Source organism: Burkholderia sp. AU15512 (assembly GCF_002223325.1).
Classification (GTDB): domain Bacteria; phylum Pseudomonadota; class Gammaproteobacteria; order Burkholderiales; family Burkholderiaceae; genus Burkholderia.
Genome location: NZ_NKEX01000006.1, coordinates 1,141,129 through 1,156,582, shown reverse-complemented (window position 1 = coordinate 1,156,582; position 15,454 = coordinate 1,141,129). Strand labels below are relative to the sequence as shown.

Here is a 15,454-nt window from a genome sequence, read left to right as displayed (position 1 = left end):
GACGGCGGGCCGCCGGGCGCGGCGGGCGCGGCGGGTGGAATGGGACGCGGTTTCGAGAGGTGGTGGAGATGAAGGACGCTGGATCGAGAGACAACGAGCACGACACGGCGACACGCGGCGACGCATCCGAATTCACGGTGCGGCCGCTGCCGCTCGGCCATCGCCTGGGCGAACTGCAGCTCGACGAGGTGCTGGGCATCGGCGGCTTCGGGATCGTCTATCGCGCATTCGACCGCACGTTGCGGCGCGCGGTCGCGATCAAGGAATACATGCCGTCGATGCTGGCGACGCGCGGCGGCGACTACACGGTGTCGCTGCGCTCCGAGCGGTTCGCGCAGGCCTTCGACGCCGGCCGCGGCGCGTTCCTCAACGAAGCGCGCCTGCTCGCGCAATTCGATCATCCGGGGCTCGTCAAGGTCCTGCATTTCTGGGAAAGCCACGGCACCGCGTACATGGTGATGCCGTTCTACGAAGGGCGCACGCTCAAGCAACTGCTCGACGGCGGGATGCGGATCAGCGAGACGCAGTTGCGCAATATCGTCGGCGCGCTGCTCGGCGCGCTCGACACGCTGCATCGCGCGCAGTGCTTCCATCGCGACGTCGCGCTCGACAACGTGCTGATCCGGCCGAACGGCAGCGCGATCCTGCTCGACTTCGGCGCGGCGCGCAAACGGATCGGCGACCTGGTCGACGACGGCGCGATGATGATCAAGCCCGGCTACGCGCCGATCGAGCAGTACACCGACGATCCCGCGTTCAGCCAGGGGCCGTGGACCGATCTCTATGCGCTCGGCGCGGTGATGCACGCGATGATCACCGGCGAGCTGCCGCCCGCGGCCGTCGTGCGCAGCATCAAGGACACGTACCGGCCGCTCGCGTCGCGCGAACTGCCGGCCGGCGAGGTGTACAGCCCGGCGTTTCTCGCGGCGGTCGATCATGCGCTGCAGTTGCGGATTCCGGATCGGCCGGAATCGGTCGCGGCGTTCGCGGCGGAGCTCGGGTTGCGGGACGTCGGGACGGGTGGCGGATATGGCGCGGCGGTCGTGCCGCCGGTGGGTGAGGCAGGCAGGAGCGGGGAAGGGAAGGGTGAGGCTTCTGCTGCGTCCGGTACGGCGTCGGCTGTTGGCGCGGCTTCGATCGGCGCGGGCGGGACCGCTTCGGGCAACGCTGCGGCGGATGGGCGAGCGTTGACGCCCGCTGGTGCGGATCATGGGTCTGCGCCTACGGATACGGCATCCGCATCGTCTGGCGTGTCCGGCGCCAAGCCGGAGGCCGATGCGCCTTCGACGTCCAGAACCATCGCGCAAGGCGCCGCCGTTGCGGCTGTGGGCTCGCTCGCAGCGTCTGTTGCATCGCATACGTCTCAATCGTCTGCGAAACCGGTTGAAAAACCGGTCGAATACGAAGCGCCGACCGGAAACGTCGAACGCAAGCAAGAAGCGCCCGCTGCACGAACTGACACACACGACGCAGCCGGTACGCGATCCCCAACGACCGACAACGACGCCGGTACGCGATCAGCGAATACGGCCCCGAACATCGACGCGCAAGGTGCAGCCGGTTCCGGCAACGCGAACGCATCCGCGGCTGCCGGCGCCGCCGCTTCGACCGCACCGCATCCCGCCGCATCGGCGTCGGCCTCGTCATCGAGTGGCGCATCCGTGCCGACCGGCGCCCAACGCGGCCACGCTCCGCCTGGATCGCACCACCGCCGCGTGCCTGTCTACGTCGGTAGCGCGCTCGTTGCGTTGATCGCCGTCGGCCTCGCGGCGACTTATCTGGCGCGTCCCGCCCGCGTCGCCGACGAAGCCGCATCGGTCGCGAGCCAGCCGCAGGCCGGTACGTCACCGCCCGCGAGCACGCCGGGCGCCACGCTTGCCCAGCAAGGGCCGACACCGACCGTCGTGCCGCCGTCCAGCCTGCCGGCCGGATCGTCCGCGCAGGTTCCACCGCCCGCCGTCGCCGCCGCGCCGGCCAGCGCGCCTGCCGTCGAAGCCGCCACGCCCGCGCCGCAGGTTGCGACCACCGTGACGAACCCGGCTCCGTCCCCGTCGGGCCCCAGCTCGGGCATCGCCCCCGCCGGCAGCCTCGATTCGTCGGAACGCGTCGTCAACGTGCCGCCGTCGGAAGCGGCGGCTGCGCCGGCAACCACGCCCGCGACGAAATCGAAGCCACCATCGGAAGCCGACACCGCGGTCGCCGCCGTGAACGTGCTGCCTGCCGAGCAACAGCCGCGTCCGCCGAAGGCCCAGGAAACCGTGCAGGTGCGTTTCAACGTGCGGCCGTGGGGCGACGTCTACGTGAACGGCGCGCGGCGCGGCGCGAGCCCGCCGCTGCGCTCGGTATCGCTGACGCCGGGCGTCTACGTGATCGAGATCCGCAACGGCACGCTGCCGCCGTTGCACCGCACCGTGGCGATCGACTTCGGCAGCAAACCGGTCAACATCGACTATGCATTCGAATGACGTCAGCCAGGCGGCGCTGGCCGCCGCCGCATATGCCACGGTGCCGCCCGGCCTGCCGGCGACGCCGCGCGCCGACCTGATCGGCCAGCTGCTCGCGGATGTCGCACCCGATGCGCGGTGCGGCGCGAACCTCGAATACGACGCCGAGTTCCTGCAACTGCAGGAGCGCGCGACGCCGCGTGCCGAGCAGCAATACGGCGACACCGTGATCCCTGCGGAAGCGCCCGACTGGCGGGCGGTCGAGCGCCTCGCGCTGGCGCTGTCGGCGCGCACGAAGGATCTGCGCGTCCTCGCCTGTCTCGCACGAAGCTGGATCGAGCAACACGGTATTCCGGGCTACGCGGACGCGCTCGCGCTCGTCGCAAACCTGCTCGAACGCCGCTGGGACGACCTGCATCCGCGGCTCGACGCGGACGGCGAACCGGACCCGACATTACGAATGAACGCGCTCGCCGAGATAGCCGGCGCGCACGACTGCGCGCGCGCGGCGCGCCGCCAGCCGCTGTTCGACGGCGGGCCGAGCGTGCGCGACGCGGAACGGCTGCTCGACGGCCGCGACGACACCGGCAGCCCCGTGGCGGGCAGCCGCGAAAGCCTGCTGGCTGCGCTGTCGGCCGCACGCAGCGACGGCACGACGCCGCTCGACGCGGCGCGCGCGGCACTGCACGCGCTGGAGGCGATCCGCGCGGGCGTGACGGACCGGCTGGGCCGCGAATGGGCGCCCGACGAAGGCGACGCCGAGAAGGCGCTGCAACGGATCGTGCGCGACGTGCCGCTGCCCGAGCCGCAACCGGTGTCGCCCGACATGCAGCAGGCCGCGCCCGGCGATACGGCACAGCCAGGCGCCGCCGCAACCGCGCCGGCGGCCAAACCGAACGCCCACGCCTGGCGCGATGCCGAGGTCACGAGCCGCGACGACGTGCGCATCGGCCTGGACAAGATATGCCGCTATTTCGAGCAACACGAGCCGAGCCATCCGGCGCCGCTGCTGCTGCGGCGCGCGCAACGGCTGCTCGCGCTCGACTTCTACGAAATCATCCGCGATCTCGCGCCGGAGAGCCTGCCGAAGCTGGACCTGCTGAGCGGCGAGCGGAGCGAATGACACGAGCGAGCGCCGCCGCGATGCGGGCGGTGACGACCAACTGCGCAACCTGATCGATGTGAAGGAGTGGACGATGACGGACAGAACCAAGGCGGCAGGCAGCGGACAGAAGTTCATCGCGCGCAATCGGGCGCCGCGCGTGCAGATCGAGTACGACGTCGAGACCTACGGCGCCGAACGCAAGGTGCAGTTGCCGTTCGTGATGGGCGTGATTTCCGACCTGGCGGGCAAGCGTGCGGAGCCGTTGCCGGACTTGCCGGAGCGCAAGTTTCTCGAGATCGATGTCGACAACTTCGACGAGCGGATGAAATCGGTCGCGCCGCGCGTCGCGTTCCAGGTGCCGAACACGCTGACCGGCGAAGGGATGCTCAACGTCGACATGACGTTCGAGCAGATCGACGATTTCTCGCCGGCCGCGATCGCGCGCAACGTCGACGCGCTGCGCCGGCTGCTGGAGGCGCGCACCGAGCTGTCGAACCTGCTGTCGTACATGGACGGCAAGCACGGCGCCGAGCAGTTGATCGAGCGCGCGATCAACGATCCCGACCTGCTGAAGACGCTCGTGCGCAACCCGCACGCCCCCGCGCAGGGCGGCGACGCGACCCAACCGGAGGCCCGCGATGAATGATCCCGTCCAATCCCGTGCGGACACGCGCGACGCCGCGCAACCGGCCGTCGCGCACGACGAATTCGCCGCGCTGCTGCAGAAGGAGTTCAAGCCGAAGACGGCCGAGGCGCGCGAGTCGGTCGAGCGCGCGGTGCGCACGCTCGCGCAGCAGGCGCTCGAACATACGGTCGGCATGACGACCGATGCATACGGCAGCGTGAAGCAGATCATCGCGGAGATCGACCGCAAGCTGTCCGAGCAGATCAACCAGATCCTGCATCACAACGAATTCCAGACGCTCGAAGGCGCGTGGCGCGGGCTGCATTACCTCGTCACGCACACCGAGACCGACGAGCTGCTGAAGATCAAGGCGCTGCCGGCGTCGCGCAACGAGGTCGCGCGGATGCTGAAGCGCTACAAGGGCGTCGCATGGGATCAGAGCCCGCTGTTCCGCAAGATCTACGAAGAGGAATACGGGCAGTTCGGCGGTGAGCCGTTCGGCTGCCTGGTCGGCGATTTCCATTTCAACCACAGCCCGCCGGACGTCGAGATGCTCGGCGAGCTGTCGAAGATCGCGGCGGCCGCGCACGCGCCGTTCATCGCCGGTGCATCGCCAGAGCTGATGCAGATGGATTCGTGGCAGGAGCTGTCGAACCCGCGCGACCTGACGAAGATCTTCCAGAACACCGAATACGCGGCGTGGCGCAGCCTGCGGCAGTCGGAGGATTCGCGCTACATCGGCCTCGCGATGCCGCGCTTTCTCGCGCGGCTGCCGTACGGCGCGCGCACCAACCCGGTCGACGAATTCGACTTCGAGGAAGACACCGACGCCGCGAACCACGACCGCTACACGTGGGCGAACTCGGCGTATGCGATGGCCGCGAACATCAACCGCTCGTTCAAGCAGTTCGGCTGGTGTTCGTCGATCCGCGGCGTCGAATCGGGCGGGGCGGTCGAAGGGCTGCCGAGCCACACGTTCCCGACCGACGACGGCGGCGTCGACCAGAAATGCCCGACCGAGATCGCGATCAGCGACCGCCGCGAGGCCGAGCTCGCGAAGAACGGCTTCATGCCGTTCGTACACCGGAAGAACTCGGATTTCGCGGCGTTCATCGGCGCGCAGTCGCTGTACCAGCCGGCCGAGTACCACGATCCCGACGCGACCGCGAACGCGCGGCTGTCCGGCCGCCTGCCGTACCTGTTCGCGTGCTGCCGCTTCGCGCATTACCTGAAGTGCATCGTGCGCGACAAGATCGGCTCGTTCCGCGAACGCGACGACATGGAGCGCTGGCTGAACGACTGGATCATGAACTACGTCGACGGCGACCCCATCAACTCGTCGCAGGAAACCAAGGCGCGCAAGCCGCTCGCGGCCGCGCAGGTGGTGGTCGAGGAGCTCGAGGACAACCCCGGCTACTACACGTCGAAATTCTTCCTGCGGCCGCACTACCAGCTCGAAGGGCTCACCGTGTCGCTGCGGCTCATCTCGCGGCTGCCGACCGCGAAGGCGGCCAACGAGTGAGGGCAGAGCAAGCAACGATCGGCTTCAACGCGGCATTCATCCTGACATCGCACTGAAACGGAGACGGCAATGGGCGTGGCAATGTTTATGAAGGTGGACGGCGTGACCGGCGAATCGGCGGACGCGCAGCACAAGGGCTGGACCGACATCCAGTCGTTCACGTGGGGCGCGAGCCAGCCGGGCGCGATGGCGAGCGGCAGCGGCGGCAACGCGGGCAAGGCGAGCTTCAACGATCTCGTCGTCGCCGCGTACATGGACAAGGGTGCGCCCGCGATCATCAAGAACTGCGCGAACGGCAAGCATCTGTCGTCGGTCGAGATCTCCGCGTGCAAGACGGGCGGCACGCAGGTCGAGTTCATGCGCGTGACGCTGCAGGAGGTGCTCGTCACGTCCGCGCAGGTCGCGGGCATCGATCCGGGCGACGTCGCCGACCGGCTGATGATGCATTACGGCTTCCAGGCCGCGAAGGTGAAGAAGCAGTACTGGCAGCAGAACGACAACGGCGGCAAGGGCGCGGAGGTGACCGTCGGCTGGAACATCAAGGAAAACACCGAGATGTGACGGCGCGGAGATGACGATGGACGACCCGCGAACCCGCGACGGCCGCGACGGACGCGACGGACGCGACGGCAGGGAAGGCAGCCTGCGCGACCGGCTCCAGCCCGCGCTGCTCGACCGGCTCACCGACGACACGCCGCAGCGCGCCGCCGAAGCGCCCGGCGCGCAGTGGATCGGCACCGAACGCCTGCGCGCGGCCGTGCTGCGCGATCTCGCGTGGCTGCTCAACACGCGCAACGCCGAGGACGGCTTCGTCGACTGGTCGGCGTTCGCGCACGCGCAGGCGTCGGTGCTCAACTACGGGATGCGGCCGCTCGTGGGCAAGCCGATGTCGGGCGTCGAGCGGATGTCGGTCGAGGCGTCGATCCGCGACGCGATCCTCCGCTTCGAGCCGCGCATCGCGCCCGACAGCGTCGAAGTGCGCAGCGTGATCGACGCCGCCGGCGGCCGCGCCGGCGAACGGCGCCACAACGTGCTGCTGTTCGAGATACGCGGCACGCTGTGGTCGATCCCGCATCCGCTCGAATTCGTGCTGCGCTCCGACCTCGATCTCGAGACGGGCGCGATGTCGCTGCAATCGGTGGCAGGGGCCTGACGCGATGGATACGCGCCTGCTCGACTACTACAACCGCGAACTCGCGTACCTGCGCGAGCTTGGCGGCGAATTCGCGCAGCAGTTCCCGAAAGTGGCCGCGCGGCTGCGGCTCAATGAATCGGGGCCGCCCGATCCGTACGTCGAGCGGCTGCTCGAAGGCTTCAGCTTCCTCACCGCGCGCGTGCAGCTCAAGATGGACGCCGAGTTTCCGCGCTTCACGCAGGCGCTGCTCGATGCCGTGTATCCCGGCTATATCGCGCCGCTGCCGTCGATGGCGATCGTGCGGTTCGCGCCGCTGCTGAACGAAGGCAGCCTGGCGCAAGGCTGGCGGCTGCCGGCCGGCACCGCGCTGCGCGCGCGTCCGGCCGCGTCCGAGCAAACCGCGTGCGAATTCCGCACCGCGCATGACCTGACGCTGTGGCCGCTCGAACTGACCGATGCGACCGTCACCGGTGCGCCGTCGTGGCTGCCGCGCGGCGCGTTCGCCGCGCGGCAGGACGTGCGCGGCGCGCTGCGCATCCGGTTGGAGGCGCGCGGCGGTGCCAAACTGTCCCAGTTGCCGCTCGACCGGCTGACGTTTCATCTCGCCGGCCCCGAACGCGACGCGCTGCACCTGCTCGAACTGATCGCCGCGCATGCGCTCGGCGTCGTGTGCCACGATCCGGCGCAGCCGCCGCGCTGGCTGCATACGCTCGATGCCGACGCGATCGTCCACGAGGGCTTCGATCCTGCGCAGGCAATCCTGCCCGACGATGGCCGCAGCTTCCACGGCTACCGGCTGCTGCGCGAGTATTTCGCGTTTCCGGCGCGCTTCCTGTTTTTCAGCATCGGCGGGCTGCGCGCCGCGCTTGCGCGCGCGACCGGCGACGCGTTCGAACTGACCGTGCTGTTCGATCGCCACGATGCGGCGCTCGAGGCGGCCGTCAGCGCGAAACACCTCGCGCTGAACTGCACGCCGGCCGTGAACCTGTTCGCGCGCCGCGCCGACCGCATTCCGCTGCAGCCGGGCGCGCGCGAGCACCATGTCGTCGTCGATCGCAGCCGGCCGCTCGACTATGAGGTCTATGCGGTGCAGCGGCTCGCGAGCGAGCAGCGTGACGACGGCCAGTCACGCGAATTCCGGCCGTTTCACGCGTCGTTCGCGAGCGACGACGGCAACCATGGCGCGTACTACACGGTGCGGCGCGAACCGCGGCTGGTCTCTTCTCAGGCGCGTGCGAACGGCACGCGCACCGGCTACGTCGGCAGCGAGACCTACGTGTCGCTCGTCGACAGCCAGTGCGCGCCGTACGATGAAACGATGCGCTACCTGGCGGCCGACACGCTGTGCACGAACCGCGATCTCGTGCTGCTGCAGCCACCGGGCGACGCGAACACGTTCACGCTGCGCGTATCGGCCCCGGTCGAAAGCATCGTCGCGATCCGCGGCCCGTCGCGGCCTCGGCCGCCGATCGCCGATGCGCAAACCGCGTGGCGGCTGATCCGCCATCTCGGGCTGGCCCGCCACACGCTGACCGATCTCGACGACGACGAGGGCGCGCATGCGCTGCGCGAACTGCTCGGCCTGCATGCCGACCCGGCCGATGCCGCGATGCGCCGGCAGATCGACGGCGTCCTGCGCGTGGCGTTCTCGCCGGTGTTCCGCCGGCTGCCGGCGTCCGGCCTGCTGATGTTCGGGCGCGGCGTGCAGGTCGACGTGACCGTCGACGATCATGCGTTCTCCGGCGACAGCCCATTCCTGCTCGGCGCGGTGCTCGAACAGTTCTTCGCGCGCCACGTGTCGATCAATGCGTTCGCCGAATGCGTGCTGACCAGTGCGCAGCGCGGCACGCTCGCTCACTGGCCGGCGCGCATCGGCAGGCGGCCCGCGATATGAAGCGCGATATGTCTCCGGCCGCCGGGCCGGCTGCCGAAGCCGCACGCCGCGACGCGTGGTGGGCACGCCTGCGCGCCGCGCCGCACGGTTACGACCTGTTTCAGGCGCTGCGCTGGCTCGATGCGCTGTCGCCCGGCCGCGCGCCGCTCGGCCATGCGATGCGGCCGCGTGACGAGCCGGTGCGGCTCGGGCAGCAGCCGTCGCTCGCGTTCGCGGCGTCGATGCTGGCCGGCGTGAGCGACGAGGGCAGCGGCATGCCGCCGCGCATCGCGATCCACGGGTTCGGGCTGTTCGGCCCGAACGGGCCGCTGCCCACGCACCTGACCGAATACGCACACGAACGCGCGGCGCAGCACGACGACCCGACGTTCGCCGCGTTCGCCGACCTGTTTCATCACCGGCTGATCCTGCTGTTCTACCGCGCCTGGGCCGATGCGCAGCCGACGGTGAGCCTCGATCGCCCGGAACGCGCACGGTTCGACGGTTATGTCGCAAGCTTGATCGGCCGGGCGGCACACGGCGACAAGCCGGCCGCGAAAGCCGATACCGACATGCTTGCGCCGCATGCGCGCTTGTTCCACGCGGGCCATCTCGTGCGGCACACGCGCAACCCGGAAGGGCTCGTGCAGATCCTGCGCCGGCATTTCGGTGTCGAGGCGCGCATCGTCGAGCACGTGCCGCAGTGGGTCGCGATCGAACGTTCGCAGCGCTGCACGATCCGCGCGACGCGGCCGACGTTGCGAGTCGGCGCCGTCGCGCTCGGTGTGGCCGTGCGCGATGCGCAGTCGCGCTTCCGGATCGTGCTCGGCCCGCTGTCGCTCGACGCGTACCGCCGTTTCCTGCCGGACGGCCCGCACGCCCGGCAGCTCGCGCAATGGGTGCGCGAATACGTCGGCATCGAGTTCGACTGGGACGTGCAGCTCGAACTGGCGGCCGACGCGGTGCCGGCGATCGCGCTCGGCGCGCCGCAGGGCATCGGCCGCACCGCGTGGCTCGGGCAGCGGCTCGATCCGGGCCCCGCGCGCGACCTCGTCGTTCGCTACGACGTGCGGCGCGGCGGCGCCCCCCTTCATCGCGAAACCGCCTAAACGGGAACCGTCATGTCCGATATCGGCCGCGCCAACCTGTTCGGAAAGCTGAATCCGTTCCTCTACGAGACGCTCGAGCAGGCGACCGGCTTCTGCCGGCTGCGCGGCAATCCGTACGTCGAGCTCGCGCACTGGTTCAAGCAGATGCTGCAGCGGCCCGATGGCGACCTGCAGCGCGTGCTGCGCCACTTCGGCGTGGACGACGCCGCGCTCGACCGCGGGCTCGTTACCGCGCTCGACAAGCTGCCGCGCGGCGCGGGCTCGGTGTCGGATCTGTCCGTGCACATCGACGATGCGGTCGAACGCGCGTGGGTCTACGCGACGCTGAAGTACGAGGCGACGCGTATTCGCGGCGCGGTGCTGCTGCTCGCGATCCTGAAGACACCGCAGTTGCGCAACGTGCTGCTGGCGATCACGCGCGAATTCGAGCGCATCGTGCCGGACGTGCTCGCCGACGAACTCGCGTCGATCGTCGAAGGCTCGCCCGAAGCGCCACCGGCCGGGCAGGCGGCGCCGGGCGGCGACATGACGATGCGCGGCGCGACCGCCGCCGCCTCCGACGGGTCGGCGCTCGCGCGCTTCGCCGTCGACCTGACCGCCCGCGCGCGGGCCGGCGAGATCGATCTGGTGATCGGACGCGATCCGGAAATTCGTCAGATCGTCGACATCCTGCTCCGACGCCGGCAGAACAACCCGCTGCTGGTCGGCGAGGCCGGCGTCGGCAAGACGGCGGTCGCGGAAGGCTTCGCGCTGCGGATTGCCGACGGCGACGTGCCGCCGTCGCTGCAGGACGTTGCGCTGTACCTGCTCGACATCGGGCTGCTGCAGGCCGGCGCGAGCGTGAAGGGCGAGTTCGAGAGCCGGCTGCGCGGCGTGATCGACGAAGCGATGTCGTCCGAGCGGCCCGCGATCCTGTTCATCGACGAAGTCCACACGCTCGTCGGCGCGGGCGGGGCCGCCGGCACCGGCGACGCCGCGAACCTGCTGAAGCCCGCGCTCGCCCGCGGCCTGCTGCGCACGATCGGCGCGACCACGTGGTCCGAGTACAAGCAGTACATCGAGAAGGACCCGGCGCTGACACGACGCTTCCAGCTCGTGCACGTCCATGAACCGGAGGAAGCGGCCGCGCTGACGATGCTGCGCGGCCTCGCCGGGAAGCTCGAAAGCCATCACCGCGTGCTCGTGCTCGACGCTGCGCTGGAGGCCGCCGTCACGCTGTCGCACCGTTACATTCCCGCCCGCCAGTTGCCGGACAAGGCGATCAGCCTGCTCGATACGGCCTGTGCGCGCGTCGCCGTCAGCCAGCACGCGGTACCCGCGCCGATCGAAGATGCGCGCCGCCGCATCGACAGCCTGCGCGTCGAACAGGAGCGGATCGGGCGCGAATGCGCGCTCGGCACCGGCGATACGGCGCGGCGCGATGCGATCGAGCACGACATTGCCACCGCCCGGACCGAACTCGACCGGCTCGACACCCGCTGGCAAACCGAACGCGACGCCTTGACCGCGATCGTCGATGCCCGTGCGTTGCTGCTCGACGACGATCCGTCCCACGCACTCGATGCGGATGCACGCGGTGCGGCACAAACCCGTCTCTCGGCCGCGCAGCAGGCGCTGGCCGACCTGCAGGGCGATGCGCCGCTCGTGCTGCCCGCCGTCGACACCCACGCGGTGGCCGCCGTCGTGGCCGACTGGACCGGCATTCCGCTCGGCCGCATGGTGCGCGACGAAACGCAGGCCGTGCTGAAGCTCGCCGATACGCTCGGCGAGCGCGTCGTCGGCCAGCAGCACGCGGTCGAACTGATCGCCGAGCGCATCCAGACCGCGCGCGCCAAGCTGGACGATCCGAAGAAGCCGCATGGCGTGTTCCTGCTGTGCGGGCCGTCCGGCGTCGGCAAGACCGAGACCGCGCTCGCGCTGGCCGACACGCTGTACGGCGGCGAACACAACGCGATCACCATCAACATGAGCGAATTCCAGGAGGCGCATACGGTGTCGACCCTGAAGGGCGCGCCGCCCGGCTACGTGGGCTACGGGCAGGGCGGCGTGCTCACCGAAGCCGTGCGCCGCCGCCCGTACAGCGTCGTGCTGCTCGACGAGATCGAGAAGGCGCACCGCGACGTGCACGAGATTTTCTTCCAGGTATTCGACAAGGGCTGGATGGAGGACGGCGAGGGGCGCGACATCGATTTCCGGCATACGGTGATCCTGCTGACCTCGAACGTCGGCGCCGATCGCGTGATGCAGCTGTGCCGCGATCCCGAGCGCCTGCCCGACGTGCAGACGCTCGCCGATGCGCTGCGCGCGCCGCTGCTCGACGTGTTTCCTGCGGCGCTGCTCGGCCGGTTGACCGTCGTGCCGTACTACCCGCTCACCGACGCGACGCTCGCGCGGATCGTCGCCTTGCAATTGCGGCGGATCGCGCAGCGGATCGACGCGCACCACGGCATCCGGCTGCGCTGCACCGATGCGGCGACCGCGCTGGTCGTCGAGCGTTGCCGGACGATCGAATCCGGCGGCCGGATGGTCGACGCGATCCTCACGCACACCGTGATGCCGCGCATCGGCCGCGCGATCCTGCAGGCCACGCTCGAAGGCCGCACGCTGTCGTCGATCGAGCTGAGCGCCGCCGACGGCGAATTCACGTACCGGTTCGACGAGGAGGAAACGACTTGAGTCGCGTATTCACACTCGACAGCCCGCACGGCGACGGCCTCAAGTTCCATACGCTCGACGGCAGCGATGAACTCGGCCGCCTGTTCGAATTCCGGATCGAGGCGCTCGCCGACAGTCACAGCCTGTCGCTGAAGGACATGCTCGGCAAGCCCGTGACGGTCCGGATCGAACAGCAGGACCTGTCGACCCGCTACCTGAACGGCATCGTTGCGCGCGCATCGCTTTCCGGCCGGCGCGCCGAGCGCTACTACGGCTACGAGCTGATCGTGCGCCCGTGGCTGTGGCTCGCGACGCGCCGCTCCGATTGCCGGATCTTCCAGAACAAGACGGTGCCCGAGATCGTGCAGGAGGTGCTGTCGACGTACGGCTTTCCGATCGAGAACCACCTCGCCGAATCGTATGTGCCGCGCGACTATTGCGTGCAGTACAACGAGACCGACGCCGCGTTCGTGTCGCGGCTGATGGAGTTCGAGGGGATCTACTTCTGGTTCCGGCATGCGGAGGACACGCATACGCTGATGCTCGGCGACGCGATGTCGTCACATACCGTGCTGCCCGGCTACGAGACGATTCCGTACATCGCGCGCGACCGCACCGCGATCGCCGACGAGGAGCACATCGATGGCTGGCTGCCCGCGCAGGCGGTGAGCGTCGGCCGGCACCAGACCACCGACTACGACTATACGAAGCCGCGCGCCGATCTTTCGTCGCAGAAGGTCGATCCGCGTGGGCACGATCATGACGGCTTCGCGTCGTTCGAATGGCCTGGTGGATATCGCGACGATGCGCCCGGAGCGCATTACAGCCGCGTGCGGCTCGAGGAACAGCAGGCGGAACATGAGCGGGCGAACGCCGATACCGATGTGCGCGGTGTCGCGCCCGGTTATCTGTTTACGCTCGAACATTGCCCGCGGGCGGACCAGAACCGCGAATACCTGATCGTGCGGTGCCAGTACCGGTTTCAGGAGAACGCGTATGCGAGCGACCAAGGTGCGGAGGCCGTCGTGCATCAGACGATGATGCTCGTGCAGCCGTCGAGCCTGCCTTACCGGTCGCCGCGCGAGACACCGCGGCCGCGGACCAACGGGCCGCAGACGGCCACCGTCGTCGGGCCGCCGGGGGAGGAAATCTGGACCGACCAGTACGGGCGCGTGAAGCTGCAGTTCCGCTGGGATCGGTATGGGCAGAGCAACCAGGATTCGTCGTGCTGGGTGCGGGTGTCGAGTCCGTGGGCCGGAGGTGGGTTCGGGGGTGTGCAGATTCCGCGGGTGGGCGATGAGGTCGTCGTGGATTTTCTGAACGGCGATCCGGACGAGCCGATCGTGACCGGGCGCGTTTACAACGGCGAGAAGATGCCGCCGTGGGGACTGCCGGGCAGTGCGACGCAGAGCGGGCTGTTGTCGCGATCGTCGCCGGGCGGAACGACTGACCACGCCAATGCGTTCCGGTTCGACGACAAGAAGGGCGCCGAGCAGCTCTGGATGCACGCGGAACGGAATTTCGATGCGGAGACGGAGCTCGATCATTCGCTGTCTGTCGGGAACAACCATACGCACACGGTCGGGAACGACGAAACGATGCAGGTGAAGAACAACCGGCAGCGGAGCGTGGGGCAGAACGAGACGGTGAATATCGGGCAGAACCGGGTCGCGCAGATCGGGGCGAATGAGACGCATGGGGTGACGGGGAATCGCAGCGTGTCGGTCGATGGCAACAGTTCGCATACCGTGACCAAGGGGAATCACAACCTGGCGGTGATCGCCGGCACGCACGACGTCTTCGTCGAGGGGAACAGCACGCATGTCGTCGGCACCGGGTCGTATGCGACGAATATCAACAAGGGAAACTACTCTGTCGACGTGGCCAAGATCGTTTCAATGGGCGCAGGCACCTATATCGACATGGCTTCCGGGCAAAGCGGTGTGTCGATAAACAAGGAAAAAGTCGGCGTCTCGATCGTCGGGGAGGGCAACGATATCGGCGTCGGCCTCGCCGGCTATGGTGGCGGGGTGACCATCGCCGGATACGACGCGGGAGTCGGAATCGTCGGTTATGTGCAGGGGGTCTCGATCTACGGTGAAAACGATCTCAGCCTTGCTGGCAAAACCACTGCGAATCTGCAAGCGCCAACAATCAACCTCGATAACGGCAAGAACAGTTGCAACGTCAATATCAACGCGACGAAGATCGTTCTGGCAACCGGTGGCGGATCGATCACGCTTGATGGATCAGGTGTCACGATCCAGGGAACGATCGCCCATATCAATTGATTTCAACCGGTGCTGACCAGTTGTTCGGTTGCATTCGAAGCATGGGAGACATGCAATGGAAAACGAATCGGATCAGATGACGGCCCACGAGACGCTCGAAGCGGAAACCGTCGAAGCGCTCCGTCGGCTGTTTGCCAACGACGCGACGCCGAATCGCATTCCGCCAAGCGAACGTCGCGACCCGTCGGCGTTGATTGGCGAAGTGACAGATACGCACCACCCGGACGCGATGGGCCGGATTCGCGTGAAATGGGCGATGCAGGATGGCGGCACGCGCGAGCATTGGCTCGAATGCGTCGATGGCGTGAAACCCGCGAGAGGCGATCGTGTGCTACTGCAATCGCCCGCGAACTGGCCTGAATACCTGGTTGCCGGTCTGCTGAAGCGTCAGGGTTCCGGCGAGCCGGTCGAACCGGTTATCGAACCCGCAATGGCGCTCGCGCTTGAAGCGGACAAGTGCGTGCAGATATCGGATGCGTCGGGGTACCCGCTGTTGCAGGTGCGTGCGTCGCCGGATGGACCCGTTGTCACGCTGCTGAACCGGAACGTGAACATCGAAGTCGCCGGCAAGCTAAGGATGAGCGCGCAGACGCTCGAACTCGAAGGCGGACGCGGCGGGGTCGACATCCGGACCGAAGCCGACACCGTCGTGCGCAGCCGGTACGTTCGTCTGAACTGAAAAGGTGGCCTGACGT

The 15,454-nt window shown here is 68.5% G+C and carries 11 protein-coding genes; all 11 read left to right on the top strand.

Going from position 1 to position 15,454, the window contains the following annotated elements; all coding sequences use genetic code 11:
- Positions 1 to 68: 68 nt before the first annotated feature.
- The 11 genes from CFB43_RS24530 (at position 69) to CFB43_RS24480 (ending at position 15,438) form a co-directional block, all read left to right on the top strand.
- On the top strand, positions 69 to 2,465 hold the full coding sequence (locus CFB43_RS24530; protein WP_089496938.1) for a serine/threonine-protein kinase: 2,397 nt from the start codon (positions 69 to 71) through the stop codon (positions 2,463 to 2,465).
- Positions 2,452 to 3,567, top strand: a complete 1,116-nt coding sequence (tssA, locus tag CFB43_RS24525) for a type VI secretion system protein TssA (RefSeq protein WP_089496937.1) — start codon at positions 2,452 to 2,454, stop codon at positions 3,565 to 3,567. The genes CFB43_RS24530 and tssA overlap by 14 nt, the downstream gene beginning before the upstream one ends.
- Before the next feature lie 73 nt (positions 3,568 to 3,640).
- A complete protein-coding gene (gene tssB / locus CFB43_RS24520) occupies positions 3,641 to 4,195 on the top strand; it encodes a type VI secretion system contractile sheath small subunit (protein ID WP_089496936.1) in 555 nt (184 codons plus the stop codon).
- Positions 4,188 to 5,696 (top strand): type VI secretion system contractile sheath large subunit, encoded by a 1,509-nt coding sequence (gene tssC, locus CFB43_RS24515; RefSeq protein ID WP_089496935.1) that lies wholly within the window; start codon positions 4,188 to 4,190, stop codon positions 5,694 to 5,696. The genes tssB and tssC overlap by 8 nt, the downstream gene beginning before the upstream one ends.
- Positions 5,697 to 5,765: 69 nt before the next feature.
- A complete protein-coding gene (locus CFB43_RS24510) occupies positions 5,766 to 6,257 on the top strand; it encodes an Hcp family type VI secretion system effector (protein WP_027791618.1) in 492 nt (163 codons plus the stop codon).
- A 16-nt stretch (positions 6,258 to 6,273) separates the two neighbouring features.
- A complete protein-coding gene (gene tssE, locus CFB43_RS24505; protein ID WP_256990117.1) occupies positions 6,274 to 6,849 on the top strand; it encodes a type VI secretion system baseplate subunit TssE in 576 nt (191 codons plus the stop codon).
- Between the two features lie 4 nt (positions 6,850 to 6,853).
- Positions 6,854 to 8,725, top strand: a complete 1,872-nt coding sequence (gene tssF, locus CFB43_RS24500; RefSeq protein WP_089496934.1) for a type VI secretion system baseplate subunit TssF — start codon at positions 6,854 to 6,856, stop codon at positions 8,723 to 8,725.
- 8 nt (positions 8,726 to 8,733) lie between these two features.
- Positions 8,734 to 9,813 carry a type VI secretion system baseplate subunit TssG gene (tssG, locus tag CFB43_RS24495; RefSeq protein WP_373452558.1) on the top strand — a complete coding sequence of 360 codons (1,080 nt, stop codon included), beginning with the start codon at positions 8,734 to 8,736 and terminating at the stop codon, positions 9,811 to 9,813.
- A gap of 12 nt (positions 9,814 to 9,825) precedes the next feature.
- Entirely contained in the window at positions 9,826 to 12,489 is a 2,664-nt protein-coding gene (gene tssH / locus CFB43_RS24490; RefSeq protein WP_089496932.1) for a type VI secretion system ATPase TssH, read from the top strand.
- On the top strand, positions 12,486 to 14,759 hold the full coding sequence (gene tssI / locus CFB43_RS24485) for a type VI secretion system Vgr family protein (protein WP_089496931.1): 2,274 nt from the start codon (positions 12,486 to 12,488) through the stop codon (positions 14,757 to 14,759). The genes tssH and tssI overlap by 4 nt, the downstream gene beginning before the upstream one ends.
- Positions 14,760 to 14,814: 55 nt before the next feature.
- Positions 14,815 to 15,438: a hypothetical protein gene (locus CFB43_RS24480; RefSeq protein ID WP_089496930.1), complete on the top strand. Its 624-nt coding sequence runs from the start codon at positions 14,815 to 14,817 to the stop codon at positions 15,436 to 15,438.
- Positions 15,439 to 15,454: the final 16 nt, after the last annotated feature.

What these genes read in the sequence shown, in the direction of transcription:
- tssF (WP_089496934.1), top strand. Translation starts at nt 6,854, where the DNA reads ATGGATACGCGCCTGCTCGACTACTACAACCGCGAACTCGCGTACCTG.
- tssB (WP_089496936.1), top strand. Translation starts at nt 3,641, where the DNA reads ATGACGGACAGAACCAAGGCGGCAGGCAGCGGACAGAAGTTCATCGCG.
- tssE (WP_256990117.1), top strand. Translation starts at nt 6,274, where the DNA reads ATGGACGACCCGCGAACCCGCGACGGCCGCGACGGACGCGACGGACGC.
- tssG (WP_373452558.1), top strand. Translation starts at nt 8,734, where the DNA reads ATGTCTCCGGCCGCCGGGCCGGCTGCCGAAGCCGCACGCCGCGACGCG.
- CFB43_RS24480 (WP_089496930.1), top strand. Translation starts at nt 14,815, where the DNA reads ATGGAAAACGAATCGGATCAGATGACGGCCCACGAGACGCTCGAAGCG.
- tssH (WP_089496932.1), top strand. Translation starts at nt 9,826, where the DNA reads ATGTCCGATATCGGCCGCGCCAACCTGTTCGGAAAGCTGAATCCGTTC.
- CFB43_RS24510 (WP_027791618.1), top strand. Translation starts at nt 5,766, where the DNA reads ATGGGCGTGGCAATGTTTATGAAGGTGGACGGCGTGACCGGCGAATCG.
- tssA (WP_089496937.1), top strand. Translation starts at nt 2,452, where the DNA reads ATGCATTCGAATGACGTCAGCCAGGCGGCGCTGGCCGCCGCCGCATAT.
- CFB43_RS24530 (WP_089496938.1), top strand. Translation starts at nt 69, where the DNA reads ATGAAGGACGCTGGATCGAGAGACAACGAGCACGACACGGCGACACGC.
- tssC (WP_089496935.1), top strand. Translation starts at nt 4,188, where the DNA reads ATGAATGATCCCGTCCAATCCCGTGCGGACACGCGCGACGCCGCGCAA.